This window comes from Bradyrhizobium sp. (genome assembly GCF_035484855.1).
Taxonomy (GTDB): Bacteria; Pseudomonadota; Alphaproteobacteria; order Rhizobiales; family Xanthobacteraceae; genus Bradyrhizobium.
The window spans coordinates 64,742-87,161 of the sequence record NZ_DATHOP010000273.1; the positions used below are offsets into that span (position 1 = coordinate 64,742).

Consider the following 22,420-nt stretch of genomic DNA (forward strand, 5'->3'; position numbering starts at 1 on the left):
GCGCTATCGCCTGCTGCCGCGCCTGCCCAGCCGCGAGAAAATGATCTCTCGCGTCTCGGGGGCACAGAGCAGCGCGACCGCGAGCGCGAGCGCGCCGCTGAAAGCGAGCCAGATCAGGGTCGGCAGGCGCGAAAGGCCCGGCATGATTGCGGCGCCTGATATCGACACCGCCGTTGCGCCAACACCCGGCAGCAGGATGGTACGAACCAGCCAGGGCCACGCCTGCCCGGGCAGGATTATCCGATGGGTCATGACGATGAGAGCGGGAAACATCAGCGCATTGGCGGCGAGCCACAGCACGGCGGCGGCCTCCATCCCGTAGCCCGGTACCAGCAGCACCAGCGCCGCCGGATACAGCACGCACAGCGCCAGATTGAGCCGCAGCGCAATCGCCGTGATGCCATGGGCGAATTGCAGCGAGAATGGCAGCGCCATCTCGACATTCACCGTATTGGCCGCCGCCAGCAGCGCCAGCAGCCATCCGAGCTTCACTGTGTCGGCAGGATCGGTCGACAACAGCTGCGCGATCGGCGCGGCGTAGGCGATCAGCGACAGACCGGCGGACAGAAAGATCGCGGAGGCGAATTCGCAGGCCTGCCGGTAGGCGCCGAGCAGGACATCGCCGCGATGCTCTTCCCTGAGCCTGACGAAGTAGGGGAAGTAGCTGTTGGTGAAGGGAGCGGCCAGCCGCTGCAGGGTCGAGGTCACGGTGACCGCGAGGCTGTAGAGGCCGAACAGATGCAGCGGGAGCAGGGTGGAAAGAATGATCTTGTCGCCCAGCATCGCCACCTGCGCGAACGTCACGGCGAGCCAGGTGCCCGAGGTGAATTTCCAGGTCGTCTTGAGGAGGCCGATGTCGAAACGCGGCCGTTGCGGCGAGGCCGGCAGCGATTCCCAGACGACCAAGCCGAGAACGCCGGTCTCGATCGCGGAGGCTGCGATTTGCGCGGAAAAGAAAATCACCGGGCTCGGTCCGAACGCAAACAGCGCGGCAAGGGTCAGCGCGCCGCGGCCCGCGGTTGCGGCGACGATGACGACATTGGACAGCACCTGCCGCTGCAGGCCGATCAGCGTCGCGTAGAAGAAATTCGCCGGGAACAGCAGCGCGAGCGCGGCGCCCATCAGCGCAACCGACGCCGTAACGTCATCGGCCGCAAGCTGGCTGACCGAGAACCACGACGCTGCGATCCATCGCGCAAAAACGGCCACCAGCAACCCGAGCAGGAGCCCGATGCCGCCGAGCACGAATTGCAGCGTGAAGACCACGACGCGCAATTCGCCGGCGCGCTCGCCATCGGCGCCGCGCCGCGCCACCTCGCGCATGGTGGTTTGGTTGAGGCCGAGATCGAACAACGACGACAGCGCCGCAAGCGAGGCATAAAAGCCGATCAGCCCATAGCCCTCGCTGCCGAGCAGGCGAAAATAGGCGATATTGAAGGCCAGCGAAAAAATCAGCCGGGCGCCGACGCCGGAAAAATTGGCGACGATGTTGAGGACCTGACGGTTGAGCATGACCGGTCTCTTGGAGCGCCATCGGCTCGACGGTCCGATGCAAAACACCAGTTCATGCGCAAAGAAGGCGCCTGGCGCAAGGTTCTTGGCGGATAGACCCGCAAGCGGGCACCGGGATTGACCTTGCACTGGCCGGCTTTATCATTTGCGCGGGCGAGTTTCGAGGCGCCATCGCGGCGGGAAAGACAGCGATCACGGCCATGGCATCGCTCACTATCGTAGGCTTCGCCAGCGGCAGCCCGCTGTCGCAGATGGCCATGGCGCGCCTTGCGAGCGATCATCGCCTCAGTGCCATTGTCGGACCTCCATCGCGCGGCGGCGTGTTGCGCACGCTCGCGCGCCGCTTGCGGGGCAAGAAAGATCCGCTGGCCGCGTTTGGCGTTCCCCTGATCGAGGCCGGCGAGGTCGGGCGATTCAAGCCCGACGTCATCGTGGTGGCGTCGTTTCCGCGGATCATTGCGGCGGATGTGCTGGCTGCGGCGCGCATCGGCGCCCTGAACATGCATGCCTCGGCGCTGCCGCGGCATCGCGGCGTCGATGGCATTTTCGGGACCTATTTTGACGACGACCGCGACGCGGCCATGACCATCCACTGGATCAACGACCGCATCGACGGCGGCGATATCGCCGCGCAGCAAGCGATTCCGCTGGCGCGCGGCCGACCGTCACGCGAGCTTTACATCGAGCTCGCGGCGATCGGCGTAGAGTTGCTTTCGGACGTGCTCGAACAGGTTTCCGCGGGACAACTCCCGCGGCGCAGGCAGGACGAGAGCCGCGCCTCCTACCGATCCGCCGCCGATATCGCGGAGGCGCGGATTCCGTTCGCGCGGTGGCCGGCCGAGCGGGTGTGGCACGTGCTGAGCGGCCTCGGCGACCAGCGGTCCGGGCTTGTCGCCGAAGCCGCCGGAGAACCGCTGATGCACGGCCGCGCGACGCACTATCACCTCACCGACGATGTCGAGCCGGGTCATATTGCGGCCGTAGATGCCGGCTTTGAACTCCACTGCAGCGACGGCATCGTCACCCTCGAAGCCGCATCTAATTCGGCTTGCCGATCCAGTCGGCCCCGTGCAAGGTGATGCGCGCTTGAGCCCCACAATGAGAAGGCGACATTTGTGCGTTTGAAATCGACGGCGAAACTCATCGCCGGTGGCGTTGCCGTTGTCGTTCTTGCCCTTGCGATCGCGGTCTATGCGCATTTCAGCAAAGCCATGCCGGCAGTGGGACCGCGGGACCTCAGGGCTGTGGCTCCGGGCGTCTATACGTCGCCGACGCCGGGAATTGTTTCCGTCAAGGGCGAATGCAGCGGCAAGCTCACGCTGACGCCGTCCGGCTCGCACTATCAGACTGCCACGACCTATTCCTATCCGCTGGTGTATGACTGCGCGGCGAAAACCTTTACGGTTCTCAACAGCCTGCCGAATCTCATCCTCGCCGGCGATCTCACGCTGACCAGGGACGGATATTATCTGCACCAGATCCGGTTCACCGAAGCCGGCCAGACCGGCAGCTATTTCTTCTATGATCGAAACGGCAAGGAAATTCGCGAGCTGCCGCAGCCGGAAGACCTCAAGATACACGACATGATCCTGGGCGACCGCGATGCCACGCTCGTCCGCTATGCGCCCGATTGGGACTCCGCGGGCTGCGGCGTTCCCGCCGCGCTCGATGTGGAGATCGTCAGGAAATCTTTCAACGGAGAAATTCTCTGGAAGTGGTCGACCAAGGGTCACTTCAATACGGCGCAACGTGTTTCGACCGACGCCAGCATGTTTGCGCCCAGGGAAAGCCGGCAACGAAGGGCGTTTTCCTGGCTGCGCAACTGCTACACCTCGATTGCGCGCCGGTTGGTCAAGTTCGATGTGCCGAAGGGGCTGATCTTCCCCAACGGCGGCGCCCTGTTTGCGCTGGAAGAAAACGATTACGTTCACATCAACTCGATCCAGCGGCTGGAGCCGTCTGGCGATATTCTGGTGAGTTCGCGGCATCAGGATACGATCTTCACGATCGATGAAAAAACCGGAGCCGTGAAATGGATGCTGGGCGGAAAATTTTCCAGGGCGACGGCGAACCGGCCGGTCGGCGATCCGCGCGGCGGCTTCTCGCATCAGCACTATGCCCGCATTGTCGGCAACCGGCTCTGGGTGTTCGACAACGGCAACCTGTTCCCCGATCTTCCCTCGCGGGCGGTCGCCTATCAGCTCGACTCGGATCCGCCCAACCGCCTGGTGTTCGAATTCAAGGAGCCCAGTGGCAAGCAGCGTTATTCCCTCGGCTCGGTCCAGCCGCTTGCCAACCATCAGCTTCTGATCGGATGGGGGGCGGTCAACGACCCTGACCTTGGCGCGCCGCAACGGGCGGTGTCGATCGTCGACACGGATGATGGAAAGGAAGTGTTTTCGATCGATATGGCGCCGGGCTGGATCAGCTATCGCGTGAAGGCTGCGCAGTGAAGATGCGGATCATCGGGCCTCATGTGCGGCATTAGTGTCATCCTCGATTCCCACGATCCGGCGCGCCTGGTCGAACGACTGATCGCGATGCACGCGGTGATCCGTCATCGCGGGCCGGACGGTGAGGGTTTTTTGGCCGCCGATGGGGACGGCGGCGTCGCGTACGGTGCTGCACCCGACATTCTGCATTCGACCGCGGCACCGCGGGTCGGCTTTGCGTTCCGGCGGCTGAAGATCTGCGATCTCAGCGAACTTGCCGATCAGCCGATGGCGAGCGCCGACCGCAAGACCTGGGTCGTGTTCAACGGCGAGATCTACAATTTCCGCGAACTCCGGCTGGAGCTTGAATCGCTCGGCCAGGTGTTCCGCACCCACGGCGATACCGAGGTCGTGCTGGCCGCCTATCGGCAATGGGGCGAACGCTGCTTCGATCGTCTCGACGGCATGTGGGGCATTGCCATTCTCGACCTGCATCGCGAGCGGCTGGTGGTGTCGCGCGACCGCTTCGGCATCAAGCCGGTCTACTGGAAGGTCGATGCGGACGGGGCGATCCTGTTCGCCTCGGAAATCAAGCAGATTCTGGCGGCCACTAATGGAGAGAAGCCGAAGGCGAACCGTCCGCTGATCGCAGCGTTCCTGCGCGGCTTCCGATATCCGACGCTGGAGGAAACCTTCTTCGAGGGCATCCGCTCGGTGCCGCCTGCGACCTTCTGCGAGATCGATCTCGCGGCTCCCGCGGAGCCGCGCTTCCAATCCTACTGGAATCTCGCCGACTACACCGCCGCGGACGACAAGCTGTCCTACGATGAGGCCGTTGCCAAGGTCGAAGCGCGGCTGGCGGCTGCCGTCACCTCGCACCGCCAAGCCGATGTCAAGGTCGGCGCATTGTTGTCGGGCGGTCTCGATTCATCGACACTGGTCGGACTCGCCCATCGCAACGGCGCTGCGAGGCTGCCGACCTATTCGATCGGCTACCGCGATGCCGCGCCTGATTTCTGCGAGTTGCCCTATGTCGACGCCATGACCCGACGCGACGGCATCGAGAACCACGAGACCACCTTCGACGCGGCCTGGATATCAGACAATACCGACCGCATTCTCTGGACGCTGGAAGAGCCGCCGCTGGCGATGCCGGCGTTCGCGCAGTACCGGATGTTCGAATTCTGCGCCGAGCACGGCGCTACCGTGATCCTGGACGGGCAGGGGGCCGACGAAATCAGCGGCGGCTACGGCTATCACCAGCGCGCCTTCATCAAGCAGCGGTTGCTGCGCCGGCAATTTTCGGCGGCATGGTCGGAATTGCGGGCGGTCGCGCGGCGCGAAAAACGCTCGGCGTTCGCCGTGTTCTTCGATTTTTTTCTTCGCCACTACACAAGGCGGCGCCCGCAATTTCCGTGGATCGCCGATGCCGGCCCGCGCACGGGCGATCCGGACTTTGCGCAGGCACGCGGCGATTACGGGCGCGACCGTTCGCTGGTCAACCGGCAGCTCTATTTCGATGTGCGCTGGGGCAATGTGAAAATCGTCCTCGGCTATGGCGACCGCAACGCCATGGCGCATTCGATCGAGGCGCGCGTGCCTTATTTCGACAGGGCGTTCGTCGAACTGATGTTTTCGCTTCCCGACACATTCAAGATCGGCAACGGCGACCGCAAGCGGGCGCTACGCGACATCGCGCGGCGCTACGTGCCGCCGGAAATTACCGAGCGCGGCGATCGCATGGGCTACGGCACCCCGGATGAAGCCATGATCCGCGGGCCGCTTTCGGAAGTCATCGCGGAGGCGTTGAGCGATCCCGGATTCCGCGCCGCCGGCTGGATCGTGCCGGAGGAGGCAGATCGGCTACTGCGCGATTTCCACGACGGCCGGCACGACGATTTCCGTGCGATCTGGCGATTGTTCGTACTGAGCCGATGGGCACGCAGGTTTTCTGTCACGGCCTGAAACGCACGGCCTCCCTCTGTTCAAGATTACCGAGTTACCACCAAATGCGGGACCAGCGTGTTGAACGAATAGTGCGCCAATGGCGGCACCAGCACGAAGACCAGTCCACCCCAAATATATGCCTTGTTGATGCGTCCCCGCGTGATCAGGTCATAGAAAACTCCGATCACAAAGAAAGCGTCCTGATCGATGAAGTGATTCCATCCGGTCTTGAACAAGCCTCCGAGGAACGGAAAGCGAGCGGCGAGAACGACGGTGGCCAAAAACATCAGGCGCTTGTGAACCTCGGAATCCCTGTTGCGAAATAGAATCCCGGCGACTGCCAGTATCGCGAAGTCGATTGCGTCGACGTGAACCACCACGTGGAGCATGAAATGGTCGAGTGGCGGTCGCGGTGGACTGTGCACGAAGGCGGAGATGGCGCCGCCGATCGTGATCAATATGATCAGCCCGCAATCGATGACGCCGGCAATGCCGACCTTGCGGTGAAGATCGGTCCTGTTGGAGGCAACCAGCGTGGTCTGGATCAGAAACAGGGGGATCCACGCCGTAAACACGATCGCGTGCGCCTTGACCCAGTCGGATTGCAGTTCCGAGGCGATGTTGGTCTTGAGGAAAGAAATCGTGAAGCCAAGTACGTCCATCGCGACGATGGTCAGCGCCATGCCGACGAAAAAAACGTGGTCGGTTCGTCGGCGGATAATCGGGTCGTCGAAGATTTTAAACGGCAGCATTCCAGATCCTGTCGAACGGCATTCGCTACATACTCCGAGCCGTGACCATTAGTCACGCGGTTGCTGGAACTTCGCCAATGGCGATGGCCTCCCGATACTCGACCGGACCGGCAAACCATGCTGGCTGATAATGCATTCTCCGGTCAAAGGAAATTGCCGGGCGGCCGGAAGATTTGCCTTGCATATCATCTGTGTTAAACCTGCACCCTCTACCCCTGCGCTCGACCATGGATTGCCAGCGATGTCAGCGAGACGAGCATTGGAAGCCGACGACCTCATCGAAACCGATCCCGCGATTCTGGACCAGGTTCGAAAGGATTTGAACCAGGAATATGTCCGCCTGATGAGTCGTGCGCTGCAGGCGGCCCGTCGCCCGGCATCGGGCGAGGGAGCATCGCAGGCAGCGACGCCCAATTCGAACGAAAAATCGACCTAGAGCAGCAGCAACGGTCCTGGGGAGCGAGGAATGGTCAGCGCGGCAAGGGTGATGGAAGTTGCCGACGACGTTCTGTCGTTCGACAACGTGGTGCGAAGGACCGATCCTTATCTCCACATCGTTTCACCACGGTTCTATACCGAGCAGTTCGCGGAAACCCTGCTTGGCTGGCTCGAAACCGAATCGAATTGGGCCCTCAACGAGTCGATGCGCTACGAGCAGTACGAATTGGGCTTCAGCCAGTTTACCCACTGCAAGGAAATCGAAGGGCTTTGGGACGGCGGCGTGCTTGCCCGGATTCGGGATGGCGTGACGCGGGCGATCGGCTTCCCGGTTTCGAGCCGCATCAATATCTCCGCGCACAAGATGTTTCCGGGTCAGCAGACCTACATTCACACCGACAAGGTGCCGCATGAAACGCACCGCATCGTGGTGACGCTGAACCGTGGACGCCCGGTCGACTCGGGCGGCAACCTGGTATTGCTTTCGGGATCGAAGCCGGCGGATATGGCGATCGTCTTCAGGCAGATTTCCAACTCCGCCGTTTGTTTCGGGCTGGACTCGAAGTCGTTTCACGCGGTAAGCCGCGTCAAGGCCGATACGCGCTTCACGATCATCTATACGTTCCTGTCGGATGCCGCGGCCGAATTGCCAAATCCGAACTTCTTCGTGGCGTCGTGAGCCGGCCGATGCGCCGTTCAAGCGTGGTGGGATGATGCAGGGCGATCGCAAGGACGGCCGCAAGCGCGCACGCCGCATTCTGCTCTGCGCGAGCGGCGGGTTTATCGTCTATTCGCTGCCCCGGATCATTCTCCATCTGCTTCATCACTTCGCCGACGATGTGCAGGTCGTGCTTTCGCGCGCGGCTGCAAAACTGGTGTCGCCGCATGCGGTGGAAGTCGCGAGCCGCAACCGTGTCTTCATCGAGATGGACGATACCGGGGATGGTGTCTTCGTCCCGCATATCGAGCTTGGGCGGAACGTCGACCTCGTCCTGGTCTTTCCCGCGACGGTGAACATCCTCAGCAAGGTCGCAAACGGGATCACCGATGAGCTGATTACCGCGCTGATCATCGCCACCGAGGCGCCGGTACTGTTCATGCCGGAATCGAACCCCGCGATGATCCATCATCCGGCCGTGCAACGGAACATCGAGCGGTTGCGCGCGGATGGCTATCTGGTCCTGCCGCAGATCGCGGGACCGGAAGTGGCGACGCGCGAGGACATGGAACGATTGGGCGACAACTTTCCGATCCCCTCGCTGTTGTTGCAGATGTCAGCCGTTCTCGCCGATCCCAAATCGGGCGGAATGGCGCGTCGGAATCCCGCGAAAAGTTGACGATTGCGGCCGGTGCCCCCGGCGGGGAATCGGCTCTGTGATCAGAACCCATTGATGATTTGACCGACAACGTAGGCCGTCAGGCTGGCCAGATTGCTGATCGTGGGGATGCTGACGAGTGCGGTCGCAAGCCCTGGCCACTTGCCCCGCGCGGCGAGCGCAATCGCAAAGGCTGCCAGCAGCGGGAAGACGACAATTTGTTTCGCGGCCCACTGGAGGTCCCGTGCCTTGGCGAGGTCGAGCCGTCCCAGCCACGGCAGGTGGTTCATCAAGGTCATGATCACGACGATGCCAAGCGCGATGATCGCGTGGCGCACCCGCCCGGTCGCCGCGAATGCCACGGCTGCCATCGCCAGCAGCGGATGACAGACCAGATGCGCCGTGGTGATCGCCTCGGCGTAGCCCGATCCCGATGCCTCGCCAAACAGATGGTGCACACCCCAGAACAAGTCGGGCAAGTCGAAGAGCGCCTCGAGTAACTCGATCAAGGCGACGACGATGAGCACCGTCCGCAGCCCAAGCCGCCCCCCGCGCTCGGCGCCCGCGGGCGAGGCGTCAGGGACTGCGATCCGCTCAGTCATCTCTGCGCTCTCCTGCGGGAGGATCATCTTAGTTCGAAACATGCGGCTGCCAATGACCGATACCGTCAACTTTCGCCGCGATGGCGAAGCCTCCGCAAAGCCGGCACGAGCCTCCAAATGCGGTAATGAAGGCCGATTTTGGCTCAGCGGAGGACGATCGCTGCGGCGGCGTCACATTGACAGAACAGGGCGTCGGCGAGTATCTTGATGAATTAGCGCGCATATTGTCTTTTGGGGCTCTTGGGCTTAGCGATCGGTGACTTCGCCCTGGCGCGTTGCCGCCAGTATTGGACCAGTGGGGTTCCGTGGTGCCTATAGATGCTGACCGGCTCCAATACATCTACCACCGGCTCTGGGTCTTTTTTGTCGACCATCACCTGCTGGGGCCACCGGCCGTCGTAACCGGAGTCGTGATTTCGCTGATTGCGGGTGAGGCCCTCTTTCGCGACTGGAACAAGACGACCGCATATCGGCTGTTTGTTCGGCGAAGCACCTCCGCAAAGATCGATCTGGTTTATTATCTCCTGCAATACACCGGCGTCGTAACCCTGCTCGAGATCGTGCTGTCGTTCGGCATCGCGATCGGCGGCAACCGGCTTGGCAATGCCGCCGCCGAACAACTGCACTGGGCACGCATAACGCTGCCTTCCGACGGAATCTTCGAAATTGCGTTCTCGTTCCTGGTCTATTGGATCACGGGCGGTTTATTCGGCTATTGGATACACCGCATGTACCACCAGCCGCTGTTCTGGAACGTACATCGATTTCATCATGCGGCGCCCGAGCTGAACTTCCTGACGGCGCACCGCGTTCATCCGCTGGAATCTCTTTTGCGGGTCTTCAATTTCTTGTCGCCGTTGATCATTCTCAACGTTTCCGAAAGTGCCATGCTGGTGGCGCTGTTCGTCGGCAACTTCGTCAATTTTTGCCAGCATTCCGAGCTGCCGTGGAGCTGGGGCTGGATCGGGCGATGGATTTTTGCGAGCCCGCTGGTTCATCAGTTGCACCATTCGACCGATGAGGAACACCGCGACTCGAATTTCAGCAACTGTCCGCTCTGGGATCATGTGTTCGGTACCTGGTATGGCGGAGCAAAGAAGCCGACCGAGTACGGGATCGGGGATCCCGGATACGATCGCCAACCCTTCAGGCAATTCGCGCACGACACCCTGGTTTTCTACAAGAGTTTGGGATTTGTGCTGTCCTACCCAGTCCGCAAGGTGATGTCGTTGTGGGAGGTCAGGGCCGAAAATCCCGGTGCCCCGGCGCCTTGATTCGTGGCCGGAAGAGGAACCGCCGGATCGCCTTGCGCCACGAAACCCGCCCCTTGGGCCAACCATGGGCCTTAAGGCCGGCGGTTGCGGCCTAATGCCCCACCTAGGTGATCCGGCCGAACGCAAAATTCAGGAACCGGCGAAAGGCCGGTAAATGGCCCGAGAATTCGCTCCGTCCAATATCTGACAGAGGCTCAGCTGCCACACTCCCCAAGAAATTCTGCAATTCGCCGGTGTCGGAGCGGCCCAGACCTTGACTCATGCGACCCCCCCTGTGGTAAGTTTTCTCACGGGGCCGTGAAGGGTCATTTTCGACCTTGCCGCGAACCCTCTATGTTGGCTTTTTTCTGAATGACTGAACGCTACGTACGTAATTCGAAGATCGAAGAGGCCCCTTTGGGCAGCGATATCATGCTGTTCGATCCGGCCAAATCGCAGTTTTACGTGCTCAACTCGACGATGGCGTATCTGTGGCGGCACTGCGAGGGTGAATTCGACATGGAAGGGATTGTAAAATCCGTTCCCAAGGAATTTGCCTTATCCGAAGGGGCCCCGGTTGCCGCGGATATGAAGGCCGGTCTCGACGAGCTGGTTGCTCTCGGGATGATCACCAAGGAGTAAGCCGAAGGGGTAGCCTATCTACTTAATCTGAAAAGGGAATTGCGATGAACAAGCAGATCGATACCAAGGATACGGAAGCCAAGGCTCAGACTCTTCCGCGTTATGAAGCGCCGAAGATTCAGGCGATGAGCGAGAAAGATATCCTCAACTCGTTCCAGATCACCCAGTCGATGGGTGTGTGGTGGGGCATCGCGAGCTGCTGATCCCAGCGTCGTCGTAGGCGTCTTTACGATGAGGTTGGCCTTCCTTTTGGAAGGCCAGGGCGGGCTAGTGCGAAATCCGAGTTTGGCGCGTCCCGCGTGTTCGTTTGGGGCGCGCTTGGGGTATGAACGTGCACCGAGCTTTGGCCCAACATAGATCAGAACCGGGTTCTGCCCCGCGCCGGTCGTTTGAGGCGTTGCTTCGGCAGTTCCGGGAATGTGAGCCGGCCGACATGGTCTCCATGCAGGCCGATATGGCTGGCCGTCGTATCACGATCGATTGCGACGATAAGTCGCTGTTCCCTGATTTTTTCATGATGTTCGGAGGCGCGGGCGCCGCGGCGCCTGATCGGTCCGCGACGATTTCCGCACTTGCTTCCGATATTCACCTGGATGTTCGTGCCCGCATCCACCCGGATTTCGGATGGTTTCGGCTGTCCGGCCAAAATGAAATTCCGTTCGACGGCCTCGAATTCGAATACGCCATCAATGAAGCGCGCGGAAATTTCGTGGCGCTTGCCCTCGATGAGGCGGGTTGGAAGAGCGTCGCGTTTCGTGACTCGGATGTGCCGATGTTCGCGTTCCGCGATCGCGACTGCATTTTTGCGCTCGGACCGCGGTGGCGTCTCAGCATCGTCTGGTTTCTGTTCTGGCGTCTGCTGCGCATGCGATCCGACGCTATTTTCTTTCACGCCTCGGCGCTCGGCATCTTTGGCGAAGGCACCATTTTTGTCGGTCCGTCCGGAGGCGGAAAGTCCACCACGTCGCTGGCGCTTGCGGCCCGCGGACACAATTTCCTCAGCGACGAGGTCGCAGGCTACATTCCCGAGCGCGGCGAATTGATTCCGTTTCGCCGGCCTGTCGGCATCAAGCCGGGGCCCCGCGCCACCGCGGTCGAGCGCGGCCTGCCTGCCACGGCTGCGGCGCAGATCGAGCGCGACGGGTTTTTTCGGGTTGACGTCGACACCATCTTTCCGACCGGGGCGCCGCAGCCGGTTCCGCTTCGCCGCGTCGTCTTTCTGAGGGGGTTTGCGGCGCGTCCGTCCTTAGAACGTATCAAACCTGGGCGAGAGGAAATCGTGGAACTTCAGCCACTTATGAGTTCGTTTTTGAACGCCTCGCACAGCCGCCGGATATTCGAATTGACCCGGCTGCTGGCGACTACCAAGGTATATCAGCTCCATCCCGGCGATCCGGACGAGACCGCCCTTTATCTCGAAGAGGTTTTTGCATGCGAATGATTACATCTGTAAGCGAGCGCGGACGCAGCGTTGCAACATTCCGCTATATCAGCGTCTGGATGATGGAAACGGCCGCGCGCTGGACACCGATCACGCCCGAGATGGAAGCCAAGGTGATGATGGGGCGCCACATCTGGGAATATGCCCAGATGGCCGACGCGCTGGGCAAGCGCACCTTCGAGTTGCGGCTCCCGGAACAGCATTCGATAGCGCCGATTGCCGCCTACGATGCGTTCCTCAAGGACGTGGTCAAGGCATCGACGACCGCGGACCGGATCGCAAGCCTGTATGACGGCGTGATCCCCGGGGTCATCGTGCGATTCAAGCACTACATCGCGGCGACCGATCCTATCCTGGATGAGCCCACAATCGTGACCCTCCAGCGCAATATCGTCGATCTCGAGCGTCAACGGATCGATGCGGCCGAACTGCAGCGCGAATTGAAACTCAGCTCGGGTGCCGCGGCGGCCATCGCGGCGCGCGAGAAATCGATCGCGGACATCGTTGCTGAGGAAAAGGTGGCGGCATGAACATCGAGGAAATCGGCTTCTACAAGATAGGCGACACGGTTTTGCGCGAGCCGCCCGCTCGCGATGATTGCTTCAAGGTGGTCAACCGCGATGCCGACGCGCACGAATACGGCGACAATTCCGAGATCGCGCGCCGTGAAATGATTCATCGCCATATGGCGAACGAGATGACCAGCGTCGACATGGCGGCGATATGCGTGGCCGAGTTTCCCGACGCTCCCTGGGGGCTGCGCATGGAGCTGGCGCGGCAGGCCTGGGACGAGGCCCGCCATGTGCGCGTGCTCTATCGCCGCCTCAAGGAACTGGGTGGATACAAGGGCGAGTTCCCCGTCAGCACGCTCGAATTCGACATGACGTGCGCCGTCGACAATCTGGTTGGACGGATCGCGATCCAGAACCGCACGCTCGAGGCGGGCGCCATGGACGTGATCGGCGGCCTTGCCCTGAATTTTCGGGCGATCGGCGATGACCGGACGGCTGACATGCTGGACGGCATCAACGTCGACGAGATCCAGCATGTCCGCTTCGCCAACCGCTGGATCAAGAAGCTGGCCCAGAGCAATCCGCGGGAACTTATGAGAATGGCGTCGGCGATCCGCTTCCTGACCGCGGCCAACGCCAACTTCCAGATCAAGGAAGGCGGAGAGGTGAACGCGGTGGGCGCCAAACTGGCTTCGCCGGAGAAGCGTATCCCGGCGGTCAATGTCGATCTGCGGCAGGCAGCGGAATTTTCCGAAGACGAGATCCACGAGATTCTGCGTCAGGCGGGATTCCGTACGCTCGTTCCACGGGAGAAGACCGCGTGAAACCGGAGACCGCAAAGCCGCTCGATCCCAAATTGTTCGGCGACAACCCCGTCCGCGATGCTCGGTTTGATTCCAAGGATCGCTGGCACGAACTGCCCAACTATCCTCATGACAACCCGCTTTCGGTCCTCGAGTTCCTGACTCGTCAGATGAACGAGGAGATCAACGCCACCGAGATGGCGGCGCGCAATCTCGTCGACTTTCCGGATGCGGATTGGGGATTACGGATGGCGATCGCGCGCCAGGCCGCGGACGAGGCACGGCACGCCGCCGCGTTTCGCCGCCTGCTGGAACAAAGAGGCGGCTATCTCGGGCAATTCCCCGTCATCAATTTCCAGTTCCGGATCATGATGATGATTCCCTCGCTGATCGGACGTCTAACGGTTGCCAACCGCAGCTTCGAGGCGGCCGGCATGGACGCTATTCAGGACGGCATCGATTCGTCGAGGCGCAAGGAGGACGTCGAATTCACCGCCCTGTTCGACCAGCAACTTGCCGATGAAATGCAGCATGTCCGCTTTGCCAACGAGTGGATCAAGAAAATCGTCGATCGCGAGGGTGCGCGGGCCATGATGGCGCTGGCGCGGGCGATCGCCCACGCCAACGCGGCGATGAAGGAAATCGTCGGCGACGACGTCGTGTTCTATCCGGTTTCCGACGACCTGCGCCGCGAGGCCGGGTTCACCGATGATGAAATCAAGTCGGCGCGAGTGCTCGCCGACCAGAAATGATGCGCGCGGCCGGCGGCCTGGAATCGCTGTCGACCGCGCAGATCGACGGCGTTGCGACGCTGTGGAAACGCGAGCGCCGCGAGTTCACGACGTCGTTTGGCGGAATCAGCATGCTGCCGGCGATCGCTCCGGGGCAGCCGGTTACGGTCAGATGCGGAATGGAGCCGATGGTCGGGGATGTCGCCGTCTTTCGTTATGACAATCAGGTCGGCGTCCATCGTGTCGTCGCGCGCACCACTGCCTGGTTGCTGACCTGGGGTGACAACAATCCCTTGCCGGACGAGCCGATCGTGCCTGACCTCGTGATCGGCGTCATCCGCGATGTGGCGCCGGCGCCAAAATCGTTGCGCCGCAGGCTCTTGCTGTGGTTTCTTCGATCTCCGCGGCAGCCGATCGAACGCTTGACGCAGCGCGTCCGGCGCGTCTATCGTGTTCGATCCGTATGGGGACAAGGACCGCTGGTGTTTGCGGGTGCTTCATGGCGGGCGCTCCTTCGCCGCATATTGCCGAGCTAACGGGGGCCGGAATGTCCAGCATCAATGATACCGGCGTCGGGTCGCTGGGAATTCGCGCCCGCATCGAAGGTGCTGCCTGGATTCATTCGGCGTCTTTCGATTTCTTCCTGCTGATCTGCGCGCCGCTCGTGACATTGCCGATCCTTGTCGGCATCTATTGGAAAATTCCCTTCCTCGCCATCGGTTGTGCCTTCGCGCTCGCGGTCTCGCATTATGCCTCGACCCTGGTGTTTTATTTCTGGGACGAGAACAGGGAATATTTCCGCTCGCGCTGGCTGGCGTTCTTCGCCGGCCCGCTGCTGCTCGCGGTCGTTTACGGCCTGGTGCTGGGCTTCGAGATACCCTACGTGGTCCAGGTCGTGCTGTTCGGATGGAATACCTGGCACGTGTCGCGGCAGAACTGCGGGATCCTGTCGATCTATCGCAGCCGCGCCGGCGCCTCCGACATCGAGCAGAAGAAGGCGGCCAACAACGCGATTGTCGCAGTCAGCGCCTTCCTGGCGCTGTGGAATATCAATACCCACTACGAAGTCATGGGATTCTTCGGATGGTTCTCGAAGGATCTGCACTGGATCATCAAGATCGTGGCCGGCGCCACTGCCGCGTTTTTCATGATCAAGCTCGGCATCGCCCTGGTGCGGCGCAAGCAGCAGCTCGGTCTGGCCGAAGGCTTGTTTCTCGCGGCCAGCCTCGGCTTTTTCTATCCGTATCTGCTGATCAAGGATTCCACCATCGCCACGGTGGCGATGCTGCTGCCGCACTACGTTCAATACCTGACGCTGGTGTGGCTGCTGCACCGTCGCAAGTTCGGTACGGCGAGCGAAGGGGCTCCCGCCCCCTTGCGCTATGTCAGCTCAAAACTCATTTTTCTCATTCCGGTGCTGATCGCGACCGGACTGCCGATCTACTGGGTCTGGGGCTACATGGTCAGCATCGGCCAGGAGTGGTGGTTCGGAACGGTCTACATTCTCATTGCGTTCGAGCACTACTATCTTGACGGCCTGATCTGGTCGTTCAGACGCCCGCATGTGCGTCAAACCATGCTGCCTTTCCTGCTCCGCCATCCCGCTCGGGCGCTGTCGTGATTTCCGACCTCTTGCCTTCCGCAGTTCTGAACGGGCTGACCTGGTTCGCCTCGCGTGCGGAGGCCTATCTGGCGCTGACTTTACGCGACTACGCCAAGCTGGGTCTGGTGCTCGCGGTGACGATCGTTCTCGAAATCGCCGCCCGCAAGAACTGGCGGGTCCGCTACGGCTCGCGCAACTTCCGGATCGACCTGCTTTATTTCGTGTTCTACTATGGCGGGTTCTATCATCTTTTCCTGTTTGTCTGGATGTACAAGGCGCTGCACGGGCTGGTTGTCGCCTACGCGCCGTGGATGCAGCTCAACCTGATGGCTTCGATGCCGCCGGTGCTGCAGATGCTCACCATCATCATGGTGTCTGATTTCGTCGGTTACTGGAATCACCGCTGGAAACACTCCAACCGCTTTCTCTGGGCGTTCCACAGCATCCACCACTCGCAAACCAAACTGACCATCGTCAGCAACCATCGCTTTCATGTCGTCGACGAAACCCTGCTGCGGCTCTGGCTTTTCATTCCGTTCCAGATCCTCGGCACCGGCGTTGCGATGTGGCTCTGGCTGGACTTCCTGATGGCGTGGGTGCTGTATTTGCAGCACTCGGAGTGGAACTGGACTTACGGTCGCCTGGGCCGTGTCCTGGTCAGTCCGGTTTTTCATCGCAAGCATCACGCCAAGGACGAGCGATTGTACAACAGCAATTTTTCCATGCTGTTCTCGTTCTGGGACGATTGGTTCGGTACCGCGGAGCGGGTATTGCCGCCGCCTGCCGAGCACGGCATCGAAGGCGACCCGGTGCCGGAATCATGGCTGGGGCAACTCGCTTATCCTTTCGTCGAGATCGCGCGTGAGCTTCGGCGGAGCCGGCCGGCTCCTCGAGCCGTCGTGCCGCCGCTCGGGCCGGCCGAGTGACACAGGTTCCGCGCGAGATCTGGCCAATCGTCTGCCACCTTGCGACTTCGTGCGAGTGGCCACCGCAAGCCGATGCCGACATCACCGCATTTTTCAACTACGCCCACCGCGAACGGTTGTTGTCGCTCCTGATCGCCGACGACGACCTCCCGCAGCAGGTGATCGCGGCGAAGTCACGCTTTCGCGCGCTCGATGCCCTTTACCGGAAGCGTTACGAGCTCAATCGCGACAGCGTAATGGAGTTGCTCCGCGTTCTGGGTCCGGACGGTTTCGTGTTCTACAAGGGCGCCGACTACCGACATCGCGTCTATGATCGTCCTGAGCAACGTCCGATGATGGACGTCGATCTCTATGTTCCCTGGGCTCAGGTTCCCGCGGCCATGCAAAAGCTGGAAGCCGCCGGCTATCCACGCAAATACACCTACTGGGTTGCCTTTTCACCGCAGCATTATGAGCTGTCGGTGGTGATCGGCGGCGTCCTGATCGAGATTCATCGTGGCTTCTCGCAGCGCGTGCGTGCAGCCGTTGACTACGATGGCATCTGGCAGCGCCGGGAATGGTTCGAGCGAGACGGGATCGCGGGTTACCGGCTGTCGCCGGCCGACGCGATCCTTGCTCACGCCTTCCATCTCGCCAAGGATGAATTCAGCTCCGAACTCGTTCGCTACGTCGACTTCTATCTGCTGCTGCAACGCCATGAAGGCGAGTTGGAAACCTGCGTGGCTCGCGCCAAGGCCTGGCAGATCGAGCGGCCCTTGTTCGGCGCGTTGCATATCGCGACCGCGATGTTTCCCTCGTTGAAAACCGCCGCTGTCGTCCAGGCAATGCACGCGTTGCTCGATCGGTCCACCCGCCAGTTTCTGGTCGACCACATATTGCCCGATCCGACGACAGAGCCCAGCGGATGGGTGTCGGGACGGCGTATACAGCTGCGCCGCAAATTCGGGCTGATGGATCGACGATGGCGCAGAGCGGCGTTCGTCGCGTACTTCATTTATGAAGCCGCGGCTAGCCGTGTGTTCGAGTGGCGCGCGCGCCGCAACGGCCAGAAGATTCCGCCCCGATCGATGGTCCACTTGCGATAGTTGGTCGCAGCCGAAGCCGTCGGTTCATCGACGATGTGTGGCGCTCACGCAACATCCTCGTGTGAAAATACTGGTACGCTCGGGCGATCGATTCGGATTTTCTCCGGTTGCGGGAGCCTGGGATGAAAAGGCTTGCCTTGGGCGTTGCAGTCGCCGCGATGACATCGATACAGGTGTTCGCGGCCGACATGCCGGTCAAGGCCCGGCCGGTAGCCGCCGATCTTGCCTATGACTGGTCCGGCTTCTATATCGGGGCCGGCACCGGGGGTGTGTGGTATGAGGCGCGGCGTTTCATGCCGGACCTTCCCCTGGTCGGAATTCCGCCGACCTTGTTCAGGGCGCACTCAAGCGACTGGATCTACGACGGCCACGCCGGTGTTCAGCGCCAGTGGGGCAGGTGGGTTATCGGTCTGGAAGGCGCCTACAATGGCAGCCGGGGAAATATGAGGTCCGACGTATCGGTATCGCCGCCGGAGCCGTTTTCCAATTTCAACGCCACTGTCTTCATCACCGACCTCGTGACTGTCGGTCCGAAGCTTGGCTACACTTGGGATCGCCTGATGGTGTACGGGACCGGAGGCTACGCCGGCGCGAATATTGACGGGCGCTATACCTGTACCTTCGGCGGTCAATTCATATTTCCCGGACGAGCCCCCTGCAACTTCCCGCTGTTCGGGGTGCTTGCGGATCTGAATTTGAGCGGCACCACCTGGAATAACGGCTGGTTTGCCGGCTTGGGGTTCGACTATGTGGTATATAAGGGGTCGCTCGGCGACATTCTGCTCGGCGCCGAGTACCAGCACTTCAACCTCGACCGCATGCAGGCGGTCACGTGCACGCCGACGCTCTGCCCGGGCGTGCCTCACCAGAGTTTTCTGCACGATGCCAATGGCGACATCGCGCGGGTGCGCCTGAGCTTCAAGACCCATGGCTGGGGAATTCAGTAGCGGGCTGCCGGTGTTGTCAGCAATTTGCCTTTTGATCGCGATCTCCGGGGCGCTATGATTTGCGCTGAAAGCGGCAGGCATCCCCGGGAATTTCAGCGTGTTCTTTTTCCTCTCCAAGACGGTCGGCGTGATGCTGCTACCGTCGAATCTCATGGTCGGCGCGGGCGTTGCCGGACTGATCCTGCTGCTCACCCGGTTTTATTCGGTCGGCCGGAAGCTGGTCGCGGCAAGCCTGTTGTTGCTTGCGGTTTGCGGCTTCACGCCGATCGGGAATTTGCTGCTCTATCCGCTGGAGTCCCGATTTCCGCCGTGGGACGAAACCCGGGGTGCGCCGGACGGCGTCATCGTCCTGGGCGGGTCGATCGAACCGGATTTGTCGGCGATGCATGGCACCCCGGTGTTTGGCCCTTCCATTGATCGTCTTATTGCCGCAGCACAGCTCGCCCACAGGTATCCGAACGCGCGCATCCTGTTTTCCGGCGGCAATGGCAGCCTGGACAGCAGCGATCCGGCGAGGGAAGCTGATTTTGCCCTGCCGGTTTTCGAAAGTCTTGGGATTTCCAGAGATCGCCTGATCATGGAGCGCCGTTCACGCAACACCCAGGAAAACGCCGAGTTTTCCAAAACCCTGGTCGTCCCGAAGCCGGGCGAGCGGTGGCTCCTGGTGACGTCGGCCTATCATATGCCAAGGGCGGTCGGCATCTTTCGCAAGGCTGGATTTGCGGTGGAACCATATCCGGTGGACTGGCGAATGGGCGGCCGCGCCAATCTCCTCCGGCCTTCCCGCTTCTTCATCGGCGGGCTTGGCCGGGTCGACACCGCTTCACGCGAATGGATGGGTCTGATCGCCTACTGGATCAGTGGCAAAACCAGCGAGATCTTTCCCGGTCCAGAGCCGCGCGGGTTGCAGTGATGACATCGAAATGGGCCAATTCCGATCCGCGAAATCTCGCCAGAACGGTTCATCAAACTTAATGTATGTATGCCGGTTATCAGGCTGGATCTGAATTTCGTTGCGATAGGTTGATGTTGAAGCGGATTTCCATCCTCTCAGAGCAAGAGCATGAACAAGAACTTCCTCTATACCGCCTTGCTGTGCGCCGCTTCGATTGCTGTTACGGCCGGCGGGATCGAGCTGTTGCTTCGGATCAAGAACAGCTCGATGAAGAGCTATGATATCGAGATGTGGCGGTATGCGAACGAATTGAAGGTTCCCAGCCCGGATCCGGACCTCGGCCATGAGCACGTCAAGAACGCTTCGGCACTGTTGCAGTCCGTCAATATCAGGTTGAACGAGTGGGGCTTGCGCGGTGGCCCCGTGATGGTGCCCCCGCCCAAACGCCGAATTCTGTTTCTGGGCGACTCGATCACTTTTGGCTGGGGAGTGCCCGAACAGGATACGATCACGGCCCGACTGCAACAGCGGTTGCGCGACGAGGGTGAAGACGTCGAGGTGCTGAATGGCGGAGTCGGAAATTATAACGCCGAACGGTATATCAAACGGTTTTTCATCCAACTCAAAGCGCTGAATCCCACCGACATTGTGGTGCAGTATTTTCTGCGTGATGCGGAGAAACTGGACCCCGGCGGCGGCAACATCCTGTTGCGAAACAGCGAATTCGCTGTAACAATCTGGATCGCCTTTACGCGGCTCGCAAACAAGTCAGGCGAGCAAAGCCTGGTCGATCACTACAAGGACATCTATCGCGAGGACCAGCCCGGGTATATTGAAATGAAGAACCAAATGAAGATGCTGGCTGATTATGCGAAGGTCCATGACATACGATTGTATTTGGCGATGACGCCCGACGTCCACGATCTGGCGAACTATCGCTTTGGATTCATTCACGACCGGATGAAGGCAATCGCCAATGACCTCGGAATGCGGTACATCGATCTTCTTCCCGCGCTGGGGAAGCGGCCGCCCGAAGAGATCTGGGCAATGCCGGGCGATCCACATCCAAATGCGATTGCCCATGGACTGATGGCCGACGCGCTGTTGCCGGTCATTCGTTTGCCGTCAAGCGCTCCGTCCCGGTAACCGGCCGGTACATTGTTATTCAGCGAAATTCCATTTTTTGTTTTTTTCCTCACCTATCTGACGCTACATCTTTTGTTGCCGGCTCGGTGGCGGCTTTATCTTGTTATCGGTGGAAGCACGGTGTTCTACGCGTGGTGGCGCGTCGAGGATGTCTGGCTGCCCTACCTGCTGACTCTCATCGGTTGGGCGGGAGCGATATGGATTGATCTTGCGGCTGATGCGAGAGCCCGCAAGCGCCGTCTGGTCATCGCAGTCTTCGCGCTTTTTACGCCCTTATTGGTGGTGAAATATGCGTTTTTTCTCCTGACCAATATCGTTGCAATCTTGCCTGGCGGATTTGTAACCCCGGACGAAATGACTTCCTTCAGGTTTGCACTGCCGCTCGGCATTTCGTTCATGACTTTTACGATAACGGCATACGTTGTCGACACCTACAGATCGCAGTACCCCGTCGAAAAAAAGCTGCAGAAGCTCCTGGCCTACGTTTTGTTTTTCCCTCATCTCATCGCCGGACCGATTCTGCGTCCGAACGAACTGCTGCCGCAGTTTTCGCATTGGACGCGGGCGATCGATGCCCGATTCACGCTCGGCGTCTGCTTGTTCGCCATCGGACTGACAAAAAAACTGGTGTTTGCGGATATCATCGCCGGCGTGGTCGATCATGTATACGCTTCAACTGCGCAACAGCTCAGCGCTTGGGAATACCTGCTCGCGATCCACGGGTTTTCCGTGCAGATCTACTGCGATTTTAGCGGTTACACCGACATGGCAATCGGGACAGCCTGCATTCTGGGAATTCGGCTGCCGATCAATTTCCGGCGACCCTACGCGGCACATTCGATCGTCGATTTCTGGCGCAGGTGGCACATCACCCTGTCTTCTTGGCTCCGTGACTACTTGTACATCCCCCTGGGAGGAAACCGAAACGGAGAAGGGCGGCGCCTCCTGAATTTGATGACGACCATGGTCCTGGGCGGGCTGTGGCACGGTGCGGCCTGGACCTTCGTGATCTGGGGGGCCTTGCATGGGACGGCTCTCGTCGGTGTTCACCTGCTCCGCGCTCGCTTGGCGCGATGGAACATCGTCGTGCCGGCGTGGCTCGGTATTCTCGGCACGTTCTATTTTGTGACTTTTGCGTGGGTCTATTTTCGGGCTCCGGACATCGGCACCGCACATCGTGTCCTGCAAGGACCGTTTACCGCCTCCTGGGACGGCTTCCGAACATTTGCTGCTACATATGCCTTCGAGCTGATCCTGGTATTTATCTTTTTGGTCACGCATCGGTACGATGCGCATTCGCGCGTCCGCATGGCGGTGCGCACCTGGAATAAGGGAATTCTCTGGCCTGTTGTCGTCGCGATGTTCGCTCTTGCAATTACCGTCAGCCAGGGCAGTTCGGCAAAGTTCATCTATTTTGAATTTTGACGAACTTCGCAT

The 22,420-nt window shown here is 60.6% G+C and carries 24 protein-coding genes; 21 read left to right on the forward strand and 3 right to left on the reverse strand.

The features are described from left to right. Positions 1–3 precede the first annotated feature (3 nt). Positions 4–1,512: an oligosaccharide flippase family protein gene (locus VK804_RS31055; protein WP_325752107.1), complete on the reverse strand. Its 1,509-nt coding sequence runs from the start codon at positions 1,510–1,512 to the stop codon at positions 4–6. Between the two features lie 200 nt (positions 1,513–1,712). On the opposite strand from VK804_RS31055, the gene VK804_RS31060 reads away from it, so the two are divergent. The 3 genes from VK804_RS31060 to asnB are packed head-to-tail and all read left to right on the forward strand — an operon-like array spanning position 1,713 to position 5,909. Beyond that, positions 1,713–2,591 carry a formyltransferase family protein gene (locus tag VK804_RS31060; protein WP_325752108.1) on the forward strand — a complete coding sequence of 293 codons (879 nt, stop codon included), beginning with the start codon at positions 1,713–1,715 and terminating at the stop codon, positions 2,589–2,591. Positions 2,592–2,627: 36 nt separating this feature from the next. Next, positions 2,628–3,965 carry an aryl-sulfate sulfotransferase gene (locus VK804_RS31065; RefSeq protein WP_325752109.1) on the forward strand — a complete coding sequence of 446 codons (1,338 nt, stop codon included), beginning with the start codon at positions 2,628–2,630 and terminating at the stop codon, positions 3,963–3,965. A 21-nt stretch (positions 3,966–3,986) separates the two neighbouring features. Continuing rightward, positions 3,987–5,909, forward strand: a complete 1,923-nt coding sequence (gene asnB / locus VK804_RS31070) for an asparagine synthase (glutamine-hydrolyzing) (protein ID WP_325752110.1) — start codon at positions 3,987–3,989, stop codon at positions 5,907–5,909. Positions 5,910–5,935: 26 nt separating this feature from the next. Here the strand turns inward: asnB and VK804_RS31075 are convergent, their stop codons facing one another. Further along, a complete protein-coding gene (locus VK804_RS31075; protein WP_325752111.1) occupies positions 5,936–6,643 on the reverse strand; it encodes a hypothetical protein in 708 nt (235 codons plus the stop codon). Between the two features lie 259 nt (positions 6,644–6,902). On the opposite strand from VK804_RS31075, the gene VK804_RS31080 reads away from it, so the two are divergent. The 3 genes from VK804_RS31080 to VK804_RS31090 are packed head-to-tail and all read left to right on the forward strand — an operon-like array spanning position 6,903 to position 8,418. Next, positions 6,903–7,079, forward strand: a complete 177-nt coding sequence (locus tag VK804_RS31080; protein WP_325752112.1) for a hypothetical protein — start codon at positions 6,903–6,905, stop codon at positions 7,077–7,079. A gap of 30 nt (positions 7,080–7,109) precedes the next feature. Then, positions 7,110–7,760, forward strand: coding sequence for a 2OG-Fe(II) oxygenase (locus VK804_RS31085; protein ID WP_325752113.1), 651 nt, complete (start codon positions 7,110–7,112; stop codon positions 7,758–7,760). A 31-nt stretch (positions 7,761–7,791) separates the two neighbouring features. Further along, complete coding sequence (locus tag VK804_RS31090; RefSeq protein ID WP_325752114.1) at positions 7,792–8,418, forward strand: flavoprotein; 627 nt, start codon at positions 7,792–7,794, stop codon at positions 8,416–8,418. Between the two features lie 41 nt (positions 8,419–8,459). Here the strand turns inward: VK804_RS31090 and VK804_RS31095 are convergent, their stop codons facing one another. Beyond that, complete coding sequence (locus tag VK804_RS31095) at positions 8,460–8,999, reverse strand: hypothetical protein (RefSeq protein WP_325752115.1); 540 nt, start codon at positions 8,997–8,999, stop codon at positions 8,460–8,462. Positions 9,000–9,307: 308 nt separating this feature from the next. Between VK804_RS31095 and VK804_RS31100 the strand changes: the two genes are divergently transcribed. The 15 genes from VK804_RS31100 to VK804_RS31170 all read left to right on the forward strand — a co-directional run bounded on the left by VK804_RS31100 (position 9,308) and on the right by VK804_RS31170 (position 22,408). Beyond that, a complete protein-coding gene (locus VK804_RS31100; protein WP_325752116.1) occupies positions 9,308–10,273 on the forward strand; it encodes a sterol desaturase family protein in 966 nt (321 codons plus the stop codon). 351 nt (positions 10,274–10,624) lie between these two features. After that, on the forward strand, positions 10,625–10,894 hold the full coding sequence (locus tag VK804_RS31105) for a PqqD family protein (RefSeq protein WP_325752117.1): 270 nt from the start codon (positions 10,625–10,627) through the stop codon (positions 10,892–10,894). A gap of 44 nt (positions 10,895–10,938) precedes the next feature. Beyond that, entirely contained in the window at positions 10,939–11,097 is a 159-nt protein-coding gene (locus tag VK804_RS31110; RefSeq protein ID WP_325752118.1) for a hypothetical protein, read from the forward strand. 122 nt (positions 11,098–11,219) lie between these two features. Further along, positions 11,220–12,335: a hypothetical protein gene (locus VK804_RS31115; protein WP_325752119.1), complete on the forward strand. Its 1,116-nt coding sequence runs from the start codon at positions 11,220–11,222 to the stop codon at positions 12,333–12,335. Between the two features lie 62 nt (positions 12,336–12,397). Beyond that, positions 12,398–12,865 (forward strand): hypothetical protein, encoded by a 468-nt coding sequence (locus VK804_RS31120; protein ID WP_325752120.1) that lies wholly within the window; start codon positions 12,398–12,400, stop codon positions 12,863–12,865. After that, complete coding sequence (locus VK804_RS31125; RefSeq protein WP_325752121.1) at positions 12,862–13,671, forward strand: DUF455 family protein; 810 nt, start codon at positions 12,862–12,864, stop codon at positions 13,669–13,671. Before VK804_RS31120 ends, VK804_RS31125 begins: the two co-directional genes overlap by 4 nt. Next, on the forward strand, positions 13,668–14,402 hold the full coding sequence (locus VK804_RS31130; protein ID WP_325752122.1) for a DUF455 family protein: 735 nt from the start codon (positions 13,668–13,670) through the stop codon (positions 14,400–14,402). Before VK804_RS31125 ends, VK804_RS31130 begins: the two co-directional genes overlap by 4 nt. Continuing rightward, complete coding sequence (locus tag VK804_RS31135) at positions 14,399–14,917, forward strand: S26 family signal peptidase (RefSeq protein ID WP_325752123.1); 519 nt, start codon at positions 14,399–14,401, stop codon at positions 14,915–14,917. The genes VK804_RS31130 and VK804_RS31135 overlap by 4 nt, the downstream gene beginning before the upstream one ends. Positions 14,918–14,928: 11 nt before the next feature. Beyond that, the gene (locus tag VK804_RS31140) at positions 14,929–16,002 is read left to right on the forward strand and encodes a hypothetical protein (RefSeq protein ID WP_325752124.1); all 1,074 of its coding nucleotides are present in this window, start codon (positions 14,929–14,931) and stop codon (positions 16,000–16,002) included. Next, positions 15,999–16,910, forward strand: a complete 912-nt coding sequence (locus tag VK804_RS31145) for a sterol desaturase family protein (protein WP_325752125.1) — start codon at positions 15,999–16,001, stop codon at positions 16,908–16,910. The genes VK804_RS31140 and VK804_RS31145 overlap by 4 nt, the downstream gene beginning before the upstream one ends. After that, complete coding sequence (locus VK804_RS31150) at positions 16,907–17,995, forward strand: nucleotidyltransferase family protein (RefSeq protein WP_325752126.1); 1,089 nt, start codon at positions 16,907–16,909, stop codon at positions 17,993–17,995. The genes VK804_RS31145 and VK804_RS31150 overlap by 4 nt, the downstream gene beginning before the upstream one ends. 122 nt (positions 17,996–18,117) lie before the next feature. Beyond that, complete coding sequence (locus VK804_RS31155) at positions 18,118–18,942, forward strand: outer membrane protein (RefSeq protein WP_325752127.1); 825 nt, start codon at positions 18,118–18,120, stop codon at positions 18,940–18,942. Positions 18,943–19,039: 97 nt separating this feature from the next. Continuing rightward, positions 19,040–19,855, forward strand: coding sequence for a YdcF family protein (locus VK804_RS31160; RefSeq protein WP_325752128.1), 816 nt, complete (start codon positions 19,040–19,042; stop codon positions 19,853–19,855). Positions 19,856–20,005: 150 nt separating this feature from the next. Next, positions 20,006–20,983, forward strand: a complete 978-nt coding sequence (locus tag VK804_RS31165) for a hypothetical protein (RefSeq protein ID WP_325752129.1) — start codon at positions 20,006–20,008, stop codon at positions 20,981–20,983. Between the two features lie 12 nt (positions 20,984–20,995). Then, the gene (locus VK804_RS31170; RefSeq protein WP_325752130.1) at positions 20,996–22,408 is read left to right on the forward strand and encodes an MBOAT family O-acyltransferase; all 1,413 of its coding nucleotides are present in this window, start codon (positions 20,996–20,998) and stop codon (positions 22,406–22,408) included. Positions 22,409–22,420 lie beyond the last annotated feature (12 nt).

Bases quoted from the DNA above. Each gene is read 5' to 3' on its own strand.
- VK804_RS31055 (WP_325752107.1), bottom strand. From the start codon at position 1,512: ATGCTCAACCGTCAGGTCCTCAACATCGTCGCCAATTTTTCCGGCGTC.
- VK804_RS31060 (WP_325752108.1), top strand. From the start codon at position 1,713: ATGGCATCGCTCACTATCGTAGGCTTCGCCAGCGGCAGCCCGCTGTCG.
- asnB (WP_325752110.1), top strand. From the start codon at position 3,987: ATGTGCGGCATTAGTGTCATCCTCGATTCCCACGATCCGGCGCGCCTG.
- VK804_RS31075 (WP_325752111.1), bottom strand. From the start codon at position 6,643: ATGCTGCCGTTTAAAATCTTCGACGACCCGATTATCCGCCGACGAACC.
- VK804_RS31085 (WP_325752113.1), top strand. From the start codon at position 7,110: ATGGTCAGCGCGGCAAGGGTGATGGAAGTTGCCGACGACGTTCTGTCG.
- VK804_RS31090 (WP_325752114.1), top strand. From the start codon at position 7,792: ATGATGCAGGGCGATCGCAAGGACGGCCGCAAGCGCGCACGCCGCATT.
- VK804_RS31095 (WP_325752115.1), bottom strand. From the start codon at position 8,999: ATGACTGAGCGGATCGCAGTCCCTGACGCCTCGCCCGCGGGCGCCGAG.
- VK804_RS31105 (WP_325752117.1), top strand. From the start codon at position 10,625: ATGACTGAACGCTACGTACGTAATTCGAAGATCGAAGAGGCCCCTTTG.
- VK804_RS31110 (WP_325752118.1), top strand. From the start codon at position 10,939: ATGAACAAGCAGATCGATACCAAGGATACGGAAGCCAAGGCTCAGACT.
- VK804_RS31115 (WP_325752119.1), top strand. From the start codon at position 11,220: ATGAACGTGCACCGAGCTTTGGCCCAACATAGATCAGAACCGGGTTCT.
- VK804_RS31120 (WP_325752120.1), top strand. From the start codon at position 12,398: ATGGAAACGGCCGCGCGCTGGACACCGATCACGCCCGAGATGGAAGCC.
- VK804_RS31125 (WP_325752121.1), top strand. From the start codon at position 12,862: ATGAACATCGAGGAAATCGGCTTCTACAAGATAGGCGACACGGTTTTG.
- VK804_RS31135 (WP_325752123.1), top strand. From the start codon at position 14,399: ATGATGCGCGCGGCCGGCGGCCTGGAATCGCTGTCGACCGCGCAGATC.
- VK804_RS31140 (WP_325752124.1), top strand. From the start codon at position 14,929: ATGTCCAGCATCAATGATACCGGCGTCGGGTCGCTGGGAATTCGCGCC.
- VK804_RS31155 (WP_325752127.1), top strand. From the start codon at position 18,118: ATGAAAAGGCTTGCCTTGGGCGTTGCAGTCGCCGCGATGACATCGATA.
- VK804_RS31165 (WP_325752129.1), top strand. From the start codon at position 20,006: ATGAACAAGAACTTCCTCTATACCGCCTTGCTGTGCGCCGCTTCGATT.